Here is a 20,308-nt window from a genome sequence, read left to right as displayed (position 1 = left end):
GGATAAATAATATTATTAAGTATATAATAACGAAAAAAACTGCTATGTGCAAGAATTTTGCCACACAGCAGTTTTTATTTAACTTAATTATAATTCAATGATAAATCAACGAAACTCAACGAAATGATGTCGGGGACAAAAGCCCCGGCATCATAATGTTTTTATAATTAATTTTTCTTAACGCCCATTACAACGTCTTCGCCATTGATGTTCCATTCTTTCTCATAGCCCTCAACTGAACCAATAACTAAGTCAGTCGCCATAACTTCTGAAATAATGCCATCTTTATTCTTTGTCATTATGTCTGTAACCTTATCATTGCCTTTAGCATAGATTGTAATCTTATCCATAACTTCAAAGCCGGCTTCTTTTCTCATTGTCTGAATCTTACTAATGATTTCTCTTACAAAGCCCTCTTCAAGAAGTTCAGGTGTAAGATTTGTATCAAGAACAACTGTTATCTTGTTGTCGCTCTGTGATACATAACCCTCAGTCTGGGCGATGTCGATAAGTAAATCATCTTTTTCAAGAACAACTTCTCCACTTGGTAAATCAAGTTTCAACGAACCATTTGCATTAACTTCGTCCATTGCTGCATTTCCGTCTAATGCCGAAAGTGCCTGTCTGATTTCTCCTAACTGTTTACCGAATTTTGGTCCGACAGTCTTAAGCTGTGGTTTAAAGCTGTATGAAGAAAATGCTCTTACATCATCTGTAAATTCAACATTTTTAACGTTAAGCTCATCAGCGATAATATCTGTATAGAATTCTGATAAATTGAAGTCAGCTTTAACATACATCTTGCCAATTGGCTGTCTGTTCTTAATATTAGAAGCATTTCTGCATGCACGTCCCATAACAACCACCTCTAATAAATCTTCCATATCTTCTTCTAACTTCTTATCGATATGTTTCTCATTTACTACAGGGAAGTCGCAAAGATGGATACTTTCCTTAGCATCTTTATCAATACTTCTTACTAAGTTCTGGTAAATGTCTTCTGTCATAAATGGAATCATTGGTGCAGCGGCTTTACAGATTGTTACTAATGCTGTGTAAAGTGTCATATAAGCATTTATCTTATCCTGCTCCATTCCTTTTGCCCAGAAACGTTCTCTTGAACGTCTTACATACCAGTTACTCATTTCATCTACAAATTCATCTAATGCTCTTGCAGCTTCAGGTATTCTATATTTATCAAGGTTATCATCAACTGCTTTAACAGTTGAATTCAACTTAGATAATAACCATTTATCCATTACACTTAATTTATCATAATCAAGTGTGTAATTCATTGGATTGAATTCATCAATATTTGCATAAAGTACATAGAATGCATATGTGTTCCAAAGTGTACCCATGAATTTACGCTGTCCCTCAGTAACGGCTTTATCATGGAATCTGTTTGGAAGCCATGGTGCACTGTTTGTATAGAAATACCAACGAATTGCATCTGCTCCATGTGTCTGTAATGCATCAAATGGATCAACTGCATTTCCCTTTGATTTAGACATCTTCTGACCATTTTCGTCCTGTACGTGTCCAAGAACGATTACATTTTCATATGGTGCTTTGTTAAATAATAATGTTGACTCTGCCATTAATGAATAGAACCAGCCTCTTGTCTGGTCAACAGCCTCTGAAATAAACTGTGCTGGGAACTGCTGCTCAAATAAATCTTTATTCTCAAATGGATAATGATGTTGTGCAAATGGCATTGCACCTGAGTCAAACCAGCAGTCAATAACTTCAGGAACTCTGTGCATATCTTTACCACATTTTGGACACTTAATTGTTATCTCATCAATGTATGGTCTGTGAAGTTCAACTGTCTGAGCCTTAGGATTACCACTCATTTTCTCAAGCTCATCACGACTTCCAATAGCATGCTGGCATCCACATTCACATTCCCAGATGTTAAGTGGTGTTCCCCAATATCTGTTACGTGAAACGCCCCAGTCCTGGATATTCTCAAGCCAGTCGCCAAAACGTCCTTTACCGATAGATTCAGGAATCCAGTTTACTGTGTTATTATTTCTTACAAGGTCATCTTTAACGGCTGTCATCTTGATGAACCATGATTCTCTTGCATAGTAAATAAGTGGGGTATCACATCTCCAGCAGAACGGATAATCATGTTCGAATTTTGGAGCATCAAATAATTTTCCCTCTGCATCAAGGTCTTTTAATACCTCTGGATCTGCTTTCTTAACAAATAATCCGGCATAAGGAGTTTCTTCTGTCAAATCACCTTTACCATCTACAAACTGAACAAATGGTAAGTCATAATTACGTCCTACCTTAGCATCATCTTCACCAAATGCAGGTGCAATATGAACGATACCAGTACCATCTGACATTGTTACATAAGTGTCGCATGTTACGAAATGAGCTTTCTTATTCTGTTTCTTTGCTGCATCTCCTGCACATTTATATAATGGTTCGTATTCTTTATATTCGAGGTCTTTTCCTTTATATGTTTCAAGAACTTCGTAATCCTTACCCTCTACACCTTTCTTTTCAGCAAGACCGCCTAAAACTTTATCTAATAAAGCTTCTGCCATATAATAAACATATCCGTCTGCTGCTTTAACTTTACAATATGTCTCATCAGGGTTTACACAAAGTGCAACGTTAGATGGCAATGTCCAAGGAGTTGTTGTCCATGCAAGGAAATATGCATCTTCACCTACAACCTTAAAACGTACTACTGCTGAACGTTCTTTAACTGCTTTATATCCCTGTGCTACCTCATGGCTTGATAAAGGTGTTCCACAACGAGGACAATAAGGTACAATCTTAAAGCCTTTGTATAATAACTTCTTATCCCAAATCTGTTTTAATGCCCACCATTCAGATTCGATGAAATTGTCATCATATGTTACATATGGATTATCCATATCAGCCCAGAAACCAACAGTACCTGAGAAATCTTCCCACATTCCTTTGTATTTCCATACGCTTTCCTTACATTTCTTAATAAATGGATCAAGACCATACTCTTCAATCTGTTCCTTACCATCTAAGCCTAATAATTTCTCTACTTCAAGCTCTACAGGGAGACCATGTGTATCCCAGCCTGCTTTTCTTGGAACCATATAACCTTTCATTGTTCTGTATCTTGGAATCATATCCTTTATAACTCTTGTAAGAACATGACCGATATGTGGTTTACCGTTTGCTGTTGGAGGTCCGTCATAGAAAGTATATGTCTCTCCCTCTTTACGGTTTTCCATACTTTTCTTAAAAATGTCATTGTCTTTCCAGAATTTTCCAATTTCTTTTTCTCTCTCAACAAAATTGAGATTCGTAGATACTTTCTTGTACATTCTAAAATTCCTTTCTTAATTTATTTCCTATACCGATTAGAGTTTCAAAGGAGCTTTTGATGCCCTAATCCTATACACTAAAAAGAGAGCTTATCCTGTAATAGGACGAAAGCTCTCTAACGTTATACCACCTGTTACAGACATACTATATCAGATATAATCTGATGTTTATATGCGTTCCCTTTAACGTTGGAAATACGTCAGTCTCTACTCTTCTTCTGATTCGTATCTATTAATTAATAATATAAATCAGATACGATAATTTCGGACTGCAGCTCCGGAGTGATATTCGGTCAATGCTTACTCATATCCCTTTCCACCATACGGGACTCTCTAAAACTTTCTGCATAGACTTACTGTCTCTTTCATAGCCTTTACTCATTTGAAAATTATTATACTAATGCTGTTTGTAAATGTCAATTATTGATTTTCAAAAAATTATGTTCAAGCAATTTCTATACAATTTCACAATCAGAATTATTATATTTCAAAATACGGAACATATTTAATCGAATACTTTCCTTTCGGAAACAGATATTTATACAAATCTATAAAATAATCATCTGTCATACTTGCCAGATAATCTACCACAATATCATCTTTATTCTCATTTGCATAATCTCTTCCATCTTTATAATATCCTCTGTTCAAATTAACAAAATCAATGTGATGTGTATAGATGACTGACTTTTTATTTTCCTCTTCTAAATCTTTAATCATCTTATCATATATTTCATAGAACATCGGCTCAATATTTTCAGAATATAATCTGTCTAACTTCTCGTTTAAATAGATTTTCTCATAATTTTCCCTTTTAGCTATCTTGATTGCCTGATAATATTTCTCGTCCATATATAGATAATCTTTGCCATAACTGTTCTCGATAATATTTACCACCAGATTATTAGTCATATCCGCATTTTCCACACCGATTCCATTATCCTCGAACTTAACACTGCTGTCTATGAAGCCGGCTTTTCTTGCATCCTGTCGGTCTTTACCCAGATAAGCAATCATATCGCAGATTCTTACCACACAGCCCTCAAGTGTCATCGGAATAAGTTTATCAATTTCATCTTTATCCGTATAACATCGCTCGACCATTTCATCGTACTTATCAAATGTAAGTCCTTTCTTAGGTCTGTATTCCTGCATCTCAAATTCACCGTTATGACATATTATTCCGTCTAAGGTCTGTAAGCTTATATTCCTCGCAAATAAATTGTCAAGCACACGTACACTATGAACATTATGATTAAAGTATCGTCCTGTTCTGCCATTGTATATTTTATTAAGTATTCTCTCTCCTGCGTGGCCAAATGGTGTATGTCCTATGTCATGTCCTAATGCAATCGCTTCTATTAAGTCGATATTCAATCCCAGAATGTTTCCTATATTTCTTGCAATTCTTGATACTAACTGAACGTGTAAGGCTCGCCTTGTAATATCATCATTTTTATAAAATGAAAATACCTGCGTCTTATCTGCATATCGATTATAATATGGACTATGTATAATCTTCTCAATATCTCTTACAAATGCAGGTCTCCATAGATTCTCCTTATCCATATCAGGGTTTCTTCTTATAATATCTGTATTTTTACATGCATATGGGTTCTTATAATTATTTTCTCTATCATTAGTAATTCTTTTTACCATTTCTTCGGATAACTTTTCATACTTCATAATTAACCTCATTTCTTACATAAACTATATAACAAATAGCGACTCTCAAACCCGCACTTTGCACTTGTGTCAAGTAAGTACCAAATAATCCACTTACTTGTATAAAGTAAATACCAAATAATTTACTTTCAAGAAACATCGAAAACCGACAGTTTCTGAAAGCATTCCTTGTATATAAGTATATCATTGAACCTGCATAAAGTCATCCACATTCCACTCAAATTGAATGCTCCATAGATTTCTATAATTCGAATAACATTGATTTAGAACGCATAAACTACTATCCATTATAAGTTTTTTGTTGTCATTTGTTTAAAAAGATAGTAAAATATATTACAAAATTATTACATAACGAATAGGTGAACGTATGAAATTAATAAAACACTATAAATATATAGGCATATTAAGTATAGTTCTCTTAGTTTTTATTCTGATTATTTTATTTAAATCTGATATTACTATATTTAAGTCTGACAAGAAAACTTCATCAGGTTCAGACAATCAATCCATAAATACAGCATTAATTATAGATTCTGAACTTCATAAGGAAGAAATCTCCCAGTTGAAGCAAAGTGTAGCTGATTGCTCTGATAAATATGATAAGAAATATTCAGTTTTCAAGACTGATGACTACAATGGTTCTTACGAAAAAACAATTGATAGTGCCATTAAGTCTGGTGCAACACTTATTATCTGTCCTGACTCGACATTTGAGGAAACTGTTTATGATATCCAGAATTCATATATCGGTGTATACTTCCTGATTATTGATGGTATACCACATAATAGTAATGCATCGGATGCAACACTTAATTTTAATTCGATATCGCTAACTTTCAGTGAGGCTGAATTAGGTTTTCTTGCCGGTTATGCTGCTGTATATGAGGGATATTCGAAGTTGTCATTTGTTGGAGTTGATAATGATATTAAGTCGCTTCATTATTATTATGGTTTTCTGCAGGGTGCAGATTATGCAGCTAAAGATACTAATCTCAAAGATATACATATTTCTTCAACTTTTACTGCTATCGAAGACTACGATATATCATTAAATAAAGCTTACGCAACTAAGCCTGATGTAATGATAATATGTGATGAAGAACTAGTTAATAAATCACTTGATTTTGCTACCGAAAATGATGTGAAGGTAATAGCCTGCGATGACAGCTATCCTAAAGACAGTGAAAATATAATTGCCAATACATTTAAGAATTATTATCTGCCTATATATGATTATCTTACTAAATTCTATAAGAATAATTTTGAAGCAGGTAAAGTTATCGAATATTCAACATCTGAAGAGGCTGTATCTCTCATTTACAATACATCATCATTTACAAAATTTGATTCTAAAATATATGATTCAATATACCAGAAGCTTGCAAGTGATGAAATTCAGATAATAAGTGATACAACCGTAAGTCCGGAAGAAATTGGTTTAACTAATATTAAATTAGACTAGAAACATTTACATATACAAACTTTAATATATCATCAACTCTTCATATTTAACTGTACCGAAGTATTCACTTTTTTAGCAATTCCCTTTCCGGAATTAGGATATTTACTTGAATATATCTGGTCGCTTATGAATAAAGTCAAAAGCACTATGCATATGATTATGGTGAATTTTGCATTAACTCTTCTGAACAGACTATCTATAATAGGAGCAACGATATAGACAAGTGCCATTCCTCCCACACCGAATACGAATAATCCTTCAGCGCATATACGTCCGTTAAGGTTAAGAAAATATCCGCTGTAATCCCACCATCTCATTCCTTTGGTTAATTCTAGGTAATATGAAGTGAAATATTCCACCACTCCACATATAAGAATCGTTGCTAAGAATTCTAATATAGGCCATTTCCTTAACCTGTAGAGCAATACAAGAATTAGTATTCCTCCCGAACCATATATCGGAAGCCATGGTCCATGCAGAACACCTCGGTTAATAAAGATTCCACGCTTGAATAAATGTATGCTGACTTCCCATGTCCAGCCGAGGAATGAGAAAATGAAAAACATAAATATTAAAGATGCTACCGAATAACGTCTGAGATAATGTATTTTTAATGGTCTTTCCTTCTTCTGTGTTATCATATTAGGCGATAATCTATCAGGATATGCCTTTCCTTCTACCGCTGCTTCTGCTGCAATAACCGCCAATTCACGTTCTTTCTCAGTCTGGAATCTTTCCTCATCAGGTCTGTTATGCAAAGTAATTCCGAAATTCTTCTCTATAAAGCCACGTAATCCCTTGTACTGTGGCTCAATTTCAACCTCTTCTCTTATCTTGATTACATCTGCATATTTCTCTTTTAAGAGATTTGTATCAGCTTTTTCAAATAGATAAATATCATTAAATATTGATGTATTTTCGATATTATTCTCTATTGCGAGACTTCTGATTTTCGTATAATATTCGGAAAAAAATGCTGTTTTGTATGCATTTGCATAGAACAAATCAGTTAATCCAAGTGTGACGATACCTAATATGTCCCACCACAGAAATGTAAGTTCATAGACAAAACATTCGAATTTATGTCCATTCATCATTTTTCTTGATAAATTTATGCAATCTTTCCAATGTATATCAGGATTCTCGGCTACAATATAAGGCACCATATAATATGAATATCTCTTAACCACTGCACCCACAATCGTTAATGACCACAGAAAATAAAATATATACTGCATAAGCATATTGACGCACACATTTATCCATTTTCTTGCCTTGATAAAGAATAGAAAACGTTGTGGTGTAACTCTTTCATAAGTACGACATTCCAGAAAAATTCTTCTGGCAACAGCTTTGTAAGTATTCTTAATGAGAAACCAGAAGCCGACTATGATTGTCATTATCACAATCACGACTATACCAATAATTGCATCTTTAGACAGCCCTATCTGATAAAATATCCTGACTATTTTTACAAATATAGAACCACTCGTAACTCCATTTACTATTTCTGCAAGATGTCCTCTGCTCCTGCCAAGTACTTTATTACCAGATTCTTTTGAACTTTCCACAGCATTTTTCTTAATTATATTTGCTTCCTGTTCGCCCTGCTCTAAATTACCTTTCAGAACTTCCTTGACAACGTGTAACAGTTCATTGCCCTGACTTTCTATTGTATTGTCTATCAGAATTTTTTCATGAGTTTTTGTCTTAGACTTAGTAGACAGATTCACAAAATCAAGACTGTCTGCGAATTCTGTTCCAAAAAATGCTGCCAAAAGACATACCGCCAGCAGTATTCCATAATGATGCAACACTGTACTTCTGGCTCTTTTTTTCATCTCTTTCCTTGTACCCATAGATTCTCCAATCTGTTTTGAAGTATTTTTTATTTTGTTTTAAAGCATTTGCAAATTTATTTTAAAGTATTTTTCAATTTATTTTGAAGTGTTTACAAATTTATTTTGAAGTATTTTTTATTAACTTTTAAAATGTATATTAACCACGCTTATCTCTGATTTTGTACCAACTCTCATGTTAGGACCAAATAATCCAACTCCTGATGTAACAATATTATGCATTTTTCCCTTTTTCAAATATCCATATGCATTTTCCCACATTAATTTTATTGTCAGATTGCCGGGAAATAACTGACCATCATGTGTATGTCCGCACAAATCCACGTCTACACCGGCTTTTGCAAGGGCTTTCAACTGGCTTGGTTCATGGTCAATTACTATTATAGGCTTATCTTTATCCATTGATGCTGTAATTTCTGATGGTGTCTTTCGCTTAGTAATACCTCTTCCAGGGCGTCTTGCATCCGGTCTTCCATAAAGATATATTTCATCATCTATCATTACTGCTTCATCTTTTAATAATTTAATTCCAGCATTTTCAAGGAACTCGTCCATCTCAATGCTGCTTTGCTTCTTATCTTTGCCGCCGAATGTAAATCCTGCGAGAATGGGTTCTTCTATATCATGATTGCCGTAGCAGGCATAGACACCATATTTTGACTTAATTCCACGTAAGACTCCGGCGAGTTTGTCAGGTTCTCCAACTGCTTCCCATTCATTGTCAAAGATATCTCCTGCAATTACAACAAGGTCGGCATCCTGTTTATTAATTTTATCCACCATTCTCTGCATCTGCGATACACCAATGTTATATCCTAAGTGTAAATCCGCTACAAGAACAACTTTCATGGAATCCATATCTCCAGCCTCTTTGTCTATAGTAATGTCGTATGATGTAACCCTAATAATTCTTGCATTGATAACACCTAATATTGAAGTTGCAATTATTACTACTGAGCAGAATATTCCCACAAATCTATGTATCTGGTTTGAACGTTTTGAGGTGAATTTTATCTTAAGTACACGCACAATGATTATTCTTGCCAGATCTACTATAATTATCGTTAGTGCAATGTATAGTAAAACTCCAAGCCAATAGTTTCCTATCAATTTCATTATTCTTCTGAAGTGTCCTGCCGGCAGGAAAAATGCTATCAGAAATGATAATGCAAAAAATACATATAGAATCGTTGGCAGTATCCAATATTTCTTCTTCTCAAATGCCGGAAACCACGATTTAAACCACCACATAATCTTACAAAATAAATATGCATTTACCAATATATATAGTGGTGCTAAAAATACAGCAATCATTTTGTTCCTCCACGTTTATGTTAAAGTTGTATTTGTCCGTTCGCATTATAATACATAATGTTTTTATTTGTCAAATAATAGAATTAAGAATGTCGCTTGCGACATTCTCCGCCTGCGGCGGGTTGCGATAGCAACATTTTCCGTTCCGCCGCAGTGCGATCCTCGCGGAGCGTTTTTTACTTACCAGGACAATTTTAATAAAATTTCCTGGTAAGTAAAAAAGCCGGAGGCAGAATACTTTCCGTCTCCAACTTTATATAAATTGAATTTACTTATCTATGATTATACAGTCTCTACCTTAAGCATATTTGTTGTTCCTGAAGTTCCAAGAGGTACTCCGGCAGTAATAACAGTATTATCGCCATCTTTAAGATACCCTTTGGCTTTAACCTCCTCAACTGCATGTTCAAATAATTCAAATGTATCTTTTTCTTCTTTAATAATAATAGGTGTTACACCCCATGACATATTAAGCTGTCTTGCTACATTATCGCTCATTGCACATGCTATAATTGCACAATCAGGTCTGTATTTAGATACCATTCTGGCTGTTCTTCCTGATTTAGTAACTGTAACGATTGCCTTAGCTCCGATATCATATGCTGTAGTACATGTAGCATGAGAAATAGCATCTGTTATCTCAATCTTTCCTGTTCTTGATAATGCGAAGAATCTCTTTCTGTAATCAATATCTTCTTCTGTTCTCTCAGCAATTCTTGCCATTGTCTGAACTGCTTCTACCGGATATTTACCAGCAGCACTTTCACCTGATAACATTACAGCACTTGTTCCATCATAAATAGCATTTGCAACGTCTGTTGTCTCAGCTCTTGTAGGTCTTGGATTCTTAATCATTGAATCAAGCATCTGTGTTGCTGTTATAACCTGTTTACCTGCATTGTAAACTTTCTTAATGATCATTTTCTGCATAACAGGAACATCTTCATTAGGAATCTCTACGCCCATATCACCTCTGGCTACCATAATACCATCTGAAACTTCAATAATTTCATCAATATTTTTAACACCCTGCATATTCTCTATCTTAGAAATGATGTTAATTGACTTACAATTATACTCATCTAATATCTTTCTTATCTGAAGAATATCATCTGCACATCTAACAAATGATGCTGCGATAAAATCAAATCCCTGCTCAATACCAAATATAATGTCGCTTCTGTCAACATCACTTATATATGGCATTGACAAATCAACGTTAGGAATATTTACACCTTTATGGTTAGATACAGGTCCACCACATATTACTTCACATACAACATCAGTATCTGTAACTTCTAATACTTTTAATTCAATTAATCCATCATCAATAAGTATTCTTGTTCCTACTTCAACATCCTTAGGAAGTCCCTTATATGTTACTGAAGCAATCTCCGAATTACCCATTAATTCTCTTGTGGTAAGAGTGAATTTATCGCCATTCTCTAACATAATCTTTCCATCTTCGAAATCTCTGACTCTGACTTCTGGTCCTTTTGTATCAAGCATGGCTGCTATCGGAAGGCCTAACTCTTTTCTGAATTTCTTAACTTTATCTAATCTTCCTTTATGTTCTTCATGTGTTCCATGAGAGAAATTGAATCTGGCAACGTCCATACCATTCTTCATTATTCCCTTTAAAACTTCATCATTATCTGTCGATGGTCCAAGTGTGCAAACAATTTTCGTTTTTCTCATTCTTATACCAATGCATTATCGTGGATAAGTTCCTCGAAACTGCCCATAAAACAGATGACACAAGGCAGTGCAATAATCCTTTCTTTATATTCTCTATGTCACACTAGAAGTATAATTCACTTTGTCGATTTAATCAATTAAATTTTGATTCAATGTTTACGTCATTTTTTATTAATATTGTATAATTTTAATTAATCCGTCAATAATCCTATCATCAATCGAAAGGAATGAATTTAGTTATGAAATCAAGAAAAAGAACATATTCTCTGCCAATTTTTATTGTCTCAATTGTTATAGGACTTGCATATGCTTACATAACTTCTAAACCGAACAACGATATCTCCACAATACAACAGGGCATCTCTCATAAAATAATTCGTTTTCACGTTATTGCCAATAGTGATTCTGATGCTGACCAGGCGCTCAAGTTAAAGGTCAAAGAAGCAGTTGTCAATTATACTGCAGAACTTCTTTGCAATTCCAAAAGTATTAGTGAAACAGAAGATTTATTATCATCTCATACCAACGACATAATCTCAATTGCCAACAACGTTATCTCCGAAAATGATTATGATTATCCAGTCACTGCCGAGATTACTGATACTTATTTTCCAACCAAATCATATGGCAGCTATACATTTCCTCCCGGAACATATAGAGCCTTCCAGATAAAAATCGGCGAGGCAAAAGGTAAAAACTGGTGGTGTGTTCTATATCCTCCACTTTGCTTTATTGACATTTCACATGGCACAGTTAATCCGGAAAGTGAAGAATTATTAAAAGAGACACTTACAACCGATGAATTTCAGGCAGTTTCAGATGAATATACAGTAAAATATCGTTTTAAATATCTGACATTTCTGAATTACTTTATCAAATAAACTCTTGAATTTTTTGTTAATTGCATTAATTTGTCGATATTGTTTGTTCTTGTAGATTCTTTATATATTCAATAAACAAATTCTTTGAACAGAGTATCCGTCTATGACACTCTCTTTCATATTTCTTAATCTGGTGTGCCTAAATGCCATCATCTGCAACGTTTATTACGGTACAGTAAATTAAACGCGCTCCGCTTGAACGGTAATTTACTGCACCGACCTTTTGTATCTGATGGCATATAACGCACACACACGATACGTCATAAATCAAGAGAGTGTCATAGACAGATAACTCTGCTTTAAACGTTACAGGCATTGAATTAAAACCAATACTACAATGTAACTAAAAATAATATTTGGCAAATTAATGCAATACCACAAAATATGTCATAATTTATATACTCAAATTCACTACTGCAAATATTTCTAAAGTACATCAGTTAGCATAAAATTCAGCTTATTCTATACAAGTTTGTACTCCGTCTGTATTACAAACTTAATTTTCTCGTATAACTTATGTCTGTCTTCGTTATATTTCTTATATATATGCCTGTCTGCTGCACTCAGATATTTATAGACATTTATGAGATCACATTTATTTTCCTCAAGTAACGTCCGTAGATTATTATAAATTACTACTTTTATTAACTCATTTGCTTCATTTTCATCTATTGTAGAACCATTAATCGGTGAAATCATGCCTCTATATATAATTCTAACTTCTATGTTGTCATTATCTGATGTGCTAAGACTTATGTGGTAGGAATTTTTATCTATATGAAATTCATTTTCATTTCCATTTCCATTTCCATTTCCATTTCCATTTCCATTTCCATTTCCATTTCCATTTCCATTTCCAAGGACAATATACATCCCCTCACTTCCATTCGCAAGCCAGATATAATCTGCCATTTCTTCTTTGAACTCTCCCTTTACTCCCTCATCATTCATTATTATCATTCCGTCCTGGTATATCTCTTCATTTTTAATATTAAATATACTGATAATACATGTTTCTTCAGTTTTATTTATTACCTTTCGCACATCTTCAATTGTTGTTTTGCCATATTCTAAATTCTTGTCTGTCATATCGCTTATATATTTCCCCGGTAAATTAACACCTCCCACGTCACTAAATCTTTCCACCGGCTCATCTGTCGCATATATATATACATTGTCTGAAAGTTCTGCTTCATTATTAAGCATTTTCACAATCTCATAGAATTTCTGATAGTCTTTGTATACATCAACATTCAGAATAATTGCCTGCACATTTGAGAAATCTATTTTCTTGTCCGTACTTTTTTGATATGCCTCGTTCAGACCACCTATATTTTTCATTTTAAAGTTTCTGAAATCACTGTCTTTTTCGCCATTATTAAATGATAATATAACCTCATATTCTCCGTCATTGACACCAACAAATATACTGTCAACATATTCCCTGCTATCAATTTCCACCCGCTTTTCACCTGATGCCATAACTGTTTTAAATTTATTGTTTTCGTTAACAACTGCAACTATGCCAAAAGTTACTACCAGACCCGTTATGACATATTTTATAATGTTTATTCTTTTTAACTTCATACTTTCATATGGAAGATTCCTGTAATTCTTATTTTCCACATTTTCTTCATTTTGTTTACTACATTCTTTATTTCTGCTTTCAACATTTTTATTACCAATGTGGCATAACCCACACATCACATCCAACAGATTAAATATATTTCCAAACAAGCCTGTCAAGGTAACGATAAGCGCCATAATAAAGAATACAAGATACAAACCCCCCTGTTTTTCCAGAATCAAGCCTGAGATTTTAACTGTATCCATTAATTTCACAGTTGACTCATCGTTTTGCAATACAGTATTCAGTCCCAGATTGCCTACATTTAGTGCAAATATAATTATGTTTATTACGATTGCAACAGTAATTCCACTGAACACGTATTTTCTAAAAATAACATAATCCTCACTATCTTCTATAGAGAAATGGCTGCTTTCTAAAAGCAATATCTCTGCAGGTGCGAAAATCAGAAATAATATTACTGCTCCTTTGAGCGTTCGGCTTATACCTGATACAAATAATGGTGAAATGTAATAAATATCGACTCCCCTTATTGCAAATATAATTAATAATATAACAGGTATCATAAATACCATATACAGACACTCTGCTAACCGCCCTCTCGCTTCTATTCCCTTCGCAGCCCCATATAACGCAAGCAACAGAACCGGTACAAATATAAATACATAATTTAATTCATCTATGACCTCGATTTTGATTAACTTCGTAAAAAAAGCTATTGTCATTATAGCAAGAATGAAATATTTAATAAAAAATAAAAATGCAATTATTTTACTGCACAATTTGCCATAATATTTCTCCGTATAATCCCAGAAATTCCACTTAGTATACCTGCATATCCAGAGTATTACCGCTGTATATGCGTATGACAATATTCCTGCGATTAAAATTGCAAATATTCCATCGTGTCCGCTGTATTTTGCTGCAATATCTGTAGAAATAAGACTGCTGACAGCCAATACCTCTACAATAATAAGCCTTTTTATCTGTCGTGCTGATATCTTGTTATTCCCATACATTCTACTACCTCACTTAATTCTCTGTTTTCTGCGATTGTCTTTTCTTGCAAATACCGGCCTGCTCGTAAGATATTTAAAAGGTGCACGAATTATAAAATCCCTGCCCCTCTCAGCTCTGTTAATTTCTCCGCCTGCGACAGGTCCGAGATATGGAAATGAATAGCTTATCAGACCGCTAAGATGAATAAGTACACACATAATGCCTAATATATATCCGTATATCCCCCAGATTGCCGATGTGAGAATCAGAAAATATTTTATAATTCTAAATGAAGATGAGAATTCATTATTAGGAATAGTGAATGAACACAATGCTGTAAGTGCCACAACAATTACCACTATCGGGCTTGCTAATGAAGCATCTACTGCTGCCGAACCAACGATAAGACCTCCTACTATCCCGATTGCATTTCCCATAGCTCCCGGTATTCTTACTCCCGCCTCTCTGATTAATTCAAATGAAATCTCCATAATTATGACTTCGACAAATACCGGATATGGTATTCCCCGTCTTGCATTTATGAATATCATCACAAGATTTACCGGTAATATCTCCGGGTGAAAATTAACAACTGAAATATATAATGCTGGAAGCGAAATTGCGAAAAACACAGCTATATATCTCAATATCCTTGTAAATGTAACAAGTCCCCAATGTTCAAAATAATCATCTGAGGTTTTCATAAATGACGAAAAATTAACAGGCAATACCAGTGCAATTGGTGAATTATCGACTAATACTACAACGTGTCCGTTTAACAGAAATTGTGCTGCCCTGTCAGGTCTTTCGGTTGTCATATATTGTGGAAATGGTGACAAATCATTGTCATTTGTAAGTTGTTCGATTACACCGCTGTCCATAAATCCATCAATCGTAAAGTCATCTAACCTTGATTTAATCTCTTTTAATAACCCTTTATCCACAATTGTATCCATATATAATAATGCAATTCCTGTATTGGTCCTGACTCCTGCGAATTGCTCTTCGATTTTAAGTTCATGACTTCTTATTCTCTTTCTCACAAGCATTTCATTAGTTTTATATGAACTCGAAAAACCTTCCTGTGAACCTCTTATTACCTGTTCATTTTTTGCTTCCTGAACTCCCATTCCGGGATAGCCGTCTCCTCTTATCTTTAATGCCTTATCTTCACCCTCTAGAATCAGGATTGCATTTCCTATCATTACACCCTTTATAGCATTTTCAATTGTATCAACTTTTTCTACATCTGTAAGTCCATACAGAACTTTTTTTATCGTAATGTCGCTTACCGTTTCCTCTAAGAAATATATACGTCCCCTGACCTCATCTAAATATTTCATATTTACATCAAGACATTTTACATCATTACAATTTTTGAATATATCATCAAGCATATTTTTGTTTTTCTCAAATGATTTAGACAAAAACATTGCACACCCTCCTACCCTGTTACATCTGCTACATAGGTATTAGTGTGTGCAATTCATAATCACTTATTCATAATTAACTTAAACTTCGCATATAAGAAATCTTATTAGCTTTTTTTCACTGCCTTTTCTGTTGTCAGATTATCTATAATTGTTTTCTCCTGATTATTAATATGAAGCTTGATTGCATTCTTTGCCTTATCAGGGTTTCTCTCAGATATTGCCTTTACTAAAGTATCATGTTCTGCTACAAGTATCTTTCGTTTATTCTCGTCCTTAATATATTCTAATCGATATCTGTACATCTGCTCACGAAGATTATTAAGTATCTGTATGAGTCTCTTATTACCTGTTGTTTTATATATTACATCATGAAATGTCACATCTGCCTCTGCCATTACTGTAAGGTCATCTGATAAGAGTGCCTTTTTAAATGCTTCATTGCATCTGCACATTTCCTCTATATCTTCTCTCGTAGATTTCTTGCAGGATAATACAACTGCTAATTCTTCTAAATTCTTTCTTACCTCTAAAACGTCTGTCAGATCCTCTAAAGTAATCTCAGCCACCACAGCACCTTTTCGCGGTGTCATAACTACCAGCCCCTCTAATTCTAACTTTCTGATTGCCTCTCTTATAGGTGTTCTGCTTACGCCTAATTTCTGGGCAAGCGCTATCTCCATAAGACGTTCTCCCGGCTCTAAATCACCTTTTAATATCGCCTCTCTAAGTGTATTAAATACAACATCTCTTAGTGGCAGATAGTTATCAATTGCCATGCTTAACTCTTTCATAAGAACCTCCATTCTTCTTTCTCGTTGTATTCGGTATATACATATATGTTACATATGCCTGTTTCGTATAACCCAATGCCTTAATTCTCTCTTTCGCTCTATAAGCATCTTCTTCAATTCTGAATAAACCAAATACTGTCGGACCACTGCCACTCATAATTGCATTTATTGCATTTTCTTCCATCATTACCTGCTTTAATTCCTCAATTACAGGATATTCCTTAGCTGTTACCGTCTCTAATACATTTCCAAGTCTTGCTGCCACTCCATCAAGGTCCTTATGCTTAAGTGCCTCTATCATTCCATCAATATCAGGGTGTTCATTAATCTCATCTAATCTAAGATTCTCATATACAAATTTAGTAGATACGCTGATAGGTGGTTTGGCAATTAATACCGGACATTTAATCATATCAGGTAATTTTGTAAGTTTCTCACCGATACCCTCCGATAAAGCCGTTCCTCTCATAAGACAATATGGGACATCAGCACCGATTTTTACACCTCTGTCCATTAACTGCTGTAAAGTAAGTTTTAAATTAAACATTTTATTTATTCCAAACATTACAGTAGCGGCATCTGTACTTCCACCAGCCATACCTGCCGATACAGGAATGAATTTCTTCAATACTATTTTCACGCCATCTTTAATATTAAATTCATCAAAAAGCATTTTTGCCGCCTTATACACGATATTATTCTCATCAGTTGGAAGATAGAATAAGTTTGTCTCTATTTCAATTCTGCCCGTATCAGTCCTGGTTATCTCTATTCCATCGAAGATACCGACAGTCTGCATTATCATCCTTACATCATGGTATCCATCTTCACGTTTCCTAAGTACATCTAATGCTAAATTAATTTTTCCATAAGCTTTAAGATACATTTGTTCCACAACCAAATCCTCCTTTTTCTACACGTAACACTTTGTATACATTATACTTTACACAACTTAAAAATACAAGTTAAGTATTAATATTTTATCTCGTTTTGCCGATATTATTTAAAATAGATTAAGCGTATTACGCAGAAATGAGGTTTGATATGGACGTAAATGGAATTACAAGTGTAAGTACAAATTCTGTTGAAACTTACACATCCGGCAGTTCTTCTGCTAAAACCACATCTACTAAGAGCAGCTCATATGGTACGGATGCCGCAGCTGTATATGAGAAATCAGATGAAGCTAAAAAGGCTTCTTCTAACTCAGCATTAATTAAGAAATTAAAGGCAGATACCGAAAGCAGACTTAGTCAGATGCAGAATCTTGTTAAGGAGATGATGCTTAAACAGGGACAGACTTATACTAATGCAGACAGTATGTGGAAATTCCTTGCAAGCGGTGATTATACCGTAGATGCACAGACTGCTAAAGATGCAAAAGATGCAATTTCCGAAGATGGTTACTGGGGTGTTAACCAGACTTCACAGAGAATTTTTGATTTCGCAGTATCACTTTCAGGTGGTGACTCTGAGAAAATGGATAAGATGCTCGAAGCATTCAAAAAAGGATTCTCACAGGCTACAAAAGCATGGGGTAAAAACCTTCCAGATATTTCAAGCCAGACTTATGATGCGGTAATCAATAAATTCGATGATTACAAGAACTCTAAGACTGATACTGAATAAGATTAAACGCCTATAAGGTAAAATTTAAGGAGTGCCTCACTAACATTGGCACTCCTTATTTATTTTCAAATTTTCTTGACTATCACAAGCATCTGTCCGCTCTTTAGTTCATCGGTTTTCAAATCATTGATTTGTCTTAAGCTATCCACAGTTGTATAGAATTTCTTAGCTATGCTCCACAAAGTATCGTCATTTTTCACAACATAACCCACAATTCCCGGAAGTTCACTTATCATTTCCATATCATAATCTTTTTCCTCTAAGTCAATAATTACATCTTTCGTCATTTTATCAAATACTATACAATCTAATAGGATTACTGCTTTTACCTCGATTTCATCGGTTCCTGTCATATTCGCCTGTATCTGTTCTGTTGCAGGCTTAATATTATAAATACTATTGTTATTAATGTTATTTACTTCTATTTTCTGGCTAAATGGAATGGTGTCTCTAAGACAGCATAATGGGTTCATATCGTCCGAACAAATATACAATATATCCGTTTCAATAACACCCTCTATAAGCAGACCATCTTCCGCAACGGATATGTCATCGATTTTAACATTCCCTATGCAACTGCATATCTGTAATATATGTGTACCGTCCATATTTCTTGTTTTGAGTTTGTCGACAACCTTACATTTAGAAACATTTTTCATAAGAAGATTCTCATAATCTGTAGATTTCTTCTTAAGAATAACGTCCTTCTTATGCGAATAAGCATCTTTAACGATATCAAACTGCTGCTCTTCATATAACTTAATATCAATATTTACTATTCCATCTAACTGCAACATTCTCTGCTCGCCATCATAATCTGGTCTTGCTTCTATGTCAGCATTTGCAAGTTTTAGCTCGATATTTGGTATCATATCTTCACTACAACCCGGCACTTCAATTATTCCATTAAAAGGCACATTTGCATCTACCCATTGCAGTGGTCCATCATCTGCTGTATACAACACGAAAATGTCGATTTCACCGGAGACTCCTATCTTATCCTCCATAACCTTAACTTGCTGGCCAAACAGACTCGATGTACACCATATTATCTCATTTATATTTAATTTACCCGTACCAAGATTGATTTCCTCTCTGATTCTGAGCAAATCTCTCTTCCTTATAGCAATCTGGGTAAGTTCAATGCTATCCTTTATATATTCGATATTATCATCATCTATATCAACAGCAAACTCTTCATCACAGATATTTTCTGCAAGTGCAATTACAGTAATTACTGCTTTCACGCTAATTTTTCTGGAATTAATCACACTTACACTTAAATCATCGATAACTAAATCAACGCTTATCGTATCTCCCTCTTCTATTCCGTCCATATTTATAACCTCATCAAAAGGCATACTTCCCTCTAACTTATGTATCTCGACTGATGGATTCATCGCCTTATACATCATTACGAATTTAAGTTTTCCTTTAGTTAAAATCTTGTTCTGTGAAACCTTAATTCCATCTACTACGATATTTCCTGTCTCTGTAATTTTATTCCCAATATCGGGAAGTCGGTCAGCAACATTTACATCATCATCTAACGTAATCTGACTTACGATTTTCCCTTTCATTTTATTCATATGAATATTTTTCCTTATCAGTGACATTACATTACCTCCCAGCATAATTT

General features: G+C 34.3%; 13 protein-coding genes. 3 read left to right on the top strand and 10 right to left on the bottom strand.

What is annotated here, in order from left to right:
• Nucleotides 1-167: 167 nt before the first annotated feature.
• Together ileS and OCV48_RS00370 are read right to left on the bottom strand one after the other, a co-directional pair.
• The gene (gene ileS, locus OCV48_RS00375) at nt 168-3,329 is read right to left on the bottom strand and encodes an isoleucine--tRNA ligase (protein ID WP_147590805.1); all 3,162 of its coding nucleotides are present in this window, start codon (nt 3,327-3,329) and stop codon (nt 168-170) included.
• Between the two features lie 480 nt (nt 3,330-3,809).
• Entirely contained in the window at nt 3,810-5,015 is a 1,206-nt protein-coding gene (locus tag OCV48_RS00370) for a deoxyguanosinetriphosphate triphosphohydrolase family protein (RefSeq protein WP_262558477.1), read from the bottom strand.
• A gap of 367 nt (nt 5,016-5,382) precedes the next feature.
• Between OCV48_RS00370 and OCV48_RS00365 the strand changes: the two genes are divergently transcribed.
• Nucleotides 5,383-6,477 carry a BMP family ABC transporter substrate-binding protein gene (locus OCV48_RS00365; protein ID WP_147590804.1) on the top strand — a complete coding sequence of 365 codons (1,095 nt, stop codon included), beginning with the start codon at nt 5,383-5,385 and terminating at the stop codon, nt 6,475-6,477.
• Between the two features lie 32 nt (nt 6,478-6,509).
• Here OCV48_RS00365 and OCV48_RS00360 read toward each other — a convergent pair whose 3' ends face one another.
• The 3 genes from OCV48_RS00360 to pyk form a co-directional block, all read right to left on the bottom strand.
• The gene (locus OCV48_RS00360) at nt 6,510-8,336 is read right to left on the bottom strand and encodes a DUF975 family protein (protein WP_147590803.1); all 1,827 of its coding nucleotides are present in this window, start codon (nt 8,334-8,336) and stop codon (nt 6,510-6,512) included.
• Nucleotides 8,337-8,456: 120 nt separating this feature from the next.
• Entirely contained in the window at nt 8,457-9,650 is a 1,194-nt protein-coding gene (locus OCV48_RS00355; RefSeq protein WP_147590802.1) for a metallophosphoesterase, read from the bottom strand.
• A 282-nt stretch (nt 9,651-9,932) separates the two neighbouring features.
• Nucleotides 9,933-11,348, bottom strand: coding sequence for a pyruvate kinase (gene pyk / locus OCV48_RS00350; RefSeq protein WP_394803206.1), 1,416 nt, complete (start codon nt 11,346-11,348; stop codon nt 9,933-9,935).
• Nucleotides 11,349-11,587: 239 nt separating this feature from the next.
• Here pyk and spoIIR point away from each other — a divergent pair, with 239 nt between their 5' ends.
• The gene (gene spoIIR / locus OCV48_RS00345; protein WP_262558474.1) at nt 11,588-12,229 is read left to right on the top strand and encodes a stage II sporulation protein R; all 642 of its coding nucleotides are present in this window, start codon (nt 11,588-11,590) and stop codon (nt 12,227-12,229) included.
• 462 nt (nt 12,230-12,691) lie between these two features.
• Here spoIIR and OCV48_RS00340 read toward each other — a convergent pair whose 3' ends face one another.
• From OCV48_RS00340 to ispE, 4 genes are all read right to left on the bottom strand, one after another.
• Nucleotides 12,692-14,836 carry a GerAB/ArcD/ProY family transporter gene (locus OCV48_RS00340; RefSeq protein WP_147590799.1) on the bottom strand — a complete coding sequence of 715 codons (2,145 nt, stop codon included), beginning with the start codon at nt 14,834-14,836 and terminating at the stop codon, nt 12,692-12,694.
• Between the two features lie 9 nt (nt 14,837-14,845).
• Nucleotides 14,846-16,249 (bottom strand): spore germination protein, encoded by a 1,404-nt coding sequence (locus tag OCV48_RS00335; RefSeq protein WP_021982335.1) that lies wholly within the window; start codon nt 16,247-16,249, stop codon nt 14,846-14,848.
• Between the two features lie 104 nt (nt 16,250-16,353).
• Complete coding sequence (locus OCV48_RS00330) at nt 16,354-17,040, bottom strand: GntR family transcriptional regulator (RefSeq protein ID WP_021982334.1); 687 nt, start codon at nt 17,038-17,040, stop codon at nt 16,354-16,356.
• Nucleotides 17,015-17,926, bottom strand: coding sequence for a 4-(cytidine 5'-diphospho)-2-C-methyl-D-erythritol kinase (gene ispE / locus OCV48_RS00325; protein WP_147590986.1), 912 nt, complete (start codon nt 17,924-17,926; stop codon nt 17,015-17,017). Before ispE ends, OCV48_RS00330 begins: the two co-directional genes overlap by 26 nt.
• Before the next feature lie 158 nt (nt 17,927-18,084).
• Here ispE and OCV48_RS00320 point away from each other — a divergent pair, with 158 nt between their 5' ends.
• Entirely contained in the window at nt 18,085-18,669 is a 585-nt protein-coding gene (locus OCV48_RS00320; RefSeq protein WP_021982332.1) for a hypothetical protein, read from the top strand.
• A gap of 65 nt (nt 18,670-18,734) precedes the next feature.
• Here the strand turns inward: OCV48_RS00320 and OCV48_RS00315 are convergent, their stop codons facing one another.
• Nucleotides 18,735-20,258 (bottom strand): DUF3794 and LysM peptidoglycan-binding domain-containing protein, encoded by a 1,524-nt coding sequence (locus tag OCV48_RS00315; protein ID WP_262558472.1) that lies wholly within the window; start codon nt 20,256-20,258, stop codon nt 18,735-18,737.
• Nucleotides 20,259-20,308 lie beyond the last annotated feature (50 nt).

The sequence above is a fragment of the Bovifimicola ammoniilytica genome, from assembly GCF_025567085.1.
GTDB lineage: Bacteria > Bacillota > Clostridia > Lachnospirales > Lachnospiraceae > Bovifimicola > Bovifimicola ammoniilytica.
The sequence above is the reverse complement of the archived record's forward strand: the minus strand, read 5'-3'. Positions and strand labels throughout refer to the sequence as shown.

Bases quoted from the DNA above. Each gene is read 5' to 3' on its own strand.
- OCV48_RS00320 (WP_021982332.1), top strand. From the start codon at position 18,085: ATGGACGTAAATGGAATTACAAGTGTAAGTACAAATTCTGTTGAAACT.
- OCV48_RS00355 (WP_147590802.1), bottom strand. From the start codon at position 9,650: ATGATTGCTGTATTTTTAGCACCACTATATATATTGGTAAATGCATAT.
- ispE (WP_147590986.1), bottom strand. From the start codon at position 17,926: ATGTATCTTAAAGCTTATGGAAAAATTAATTTAGCATTAGATGTACTT.
- OCV48_RS00340 (WP_147590799.1), bottom strand. From the start codon at position 14,836: ATGTATGGGAATAACAAGATATCAGCACGACAGATAAAAAGGCTTATT.
- ileS (WP_147590805.1), bottom strand. From the start codon at position 3,329: ATGTACAAGAAAGTATCTACGAATCTCAATTTTGTTGAGAGAGAAAAA.
- OCV48_RS00365 (WP_147590804.1), top strand. From the start codon at position 5,383: ATGAAATTAATAAAACACTATAAATATATAGGCATATTAAGTATAGTT.
- OCV48_RS00370 (WP_262558477.1), bottom strand. From the start codon at position 5,015: ATGAAGTATGAAAAGTTATCCGAAGAAATGGTAAAAAGAATTACTAAT.
- OCV48_RS00335 (WP_021982335.1), bottom strand. From the start codon at position 16,249: ATGTTTTTGTCTAAATCATTTGAGAAAAACAAAAATATGCTTGATGAT.
- pyk (WP_394803206.1), bottom strand. From the start codon at position 11,348: ATGAGAAAAACGAAAATTGTTTGCACACTTGGACCATCGACAGATAAT.
- spoIIR (WP_262558474.1), top strand. From the start codon at position 11,588: ATGAAATCAAGAAAAAGAACATATTCTCTGCCAATTTTTATTGTCTCA.
- OCV48_RS00360 (WP_147590803.1), bottom strand. From the start codon at position 8,336: ATGGGTACAAGGAAAGAGATGAAAAAAAGAGCCAGAAGTACAGTGTTG.
- OCV48_RS00315 (WP_262558472.1), bottom strand. From the start codon at position 20,258: ATGAATAAAATGAAAGGGAAAATCGTAAGTCAGATTACGTTAGATGAT.
- OCV48_RS00330 (WP_021982334.1), bottom strand. From the start codon at position 17,040: ATGAAAGAGTTAAGCATGGCAATTGATAACTATCTGCCACTAAGAGAT.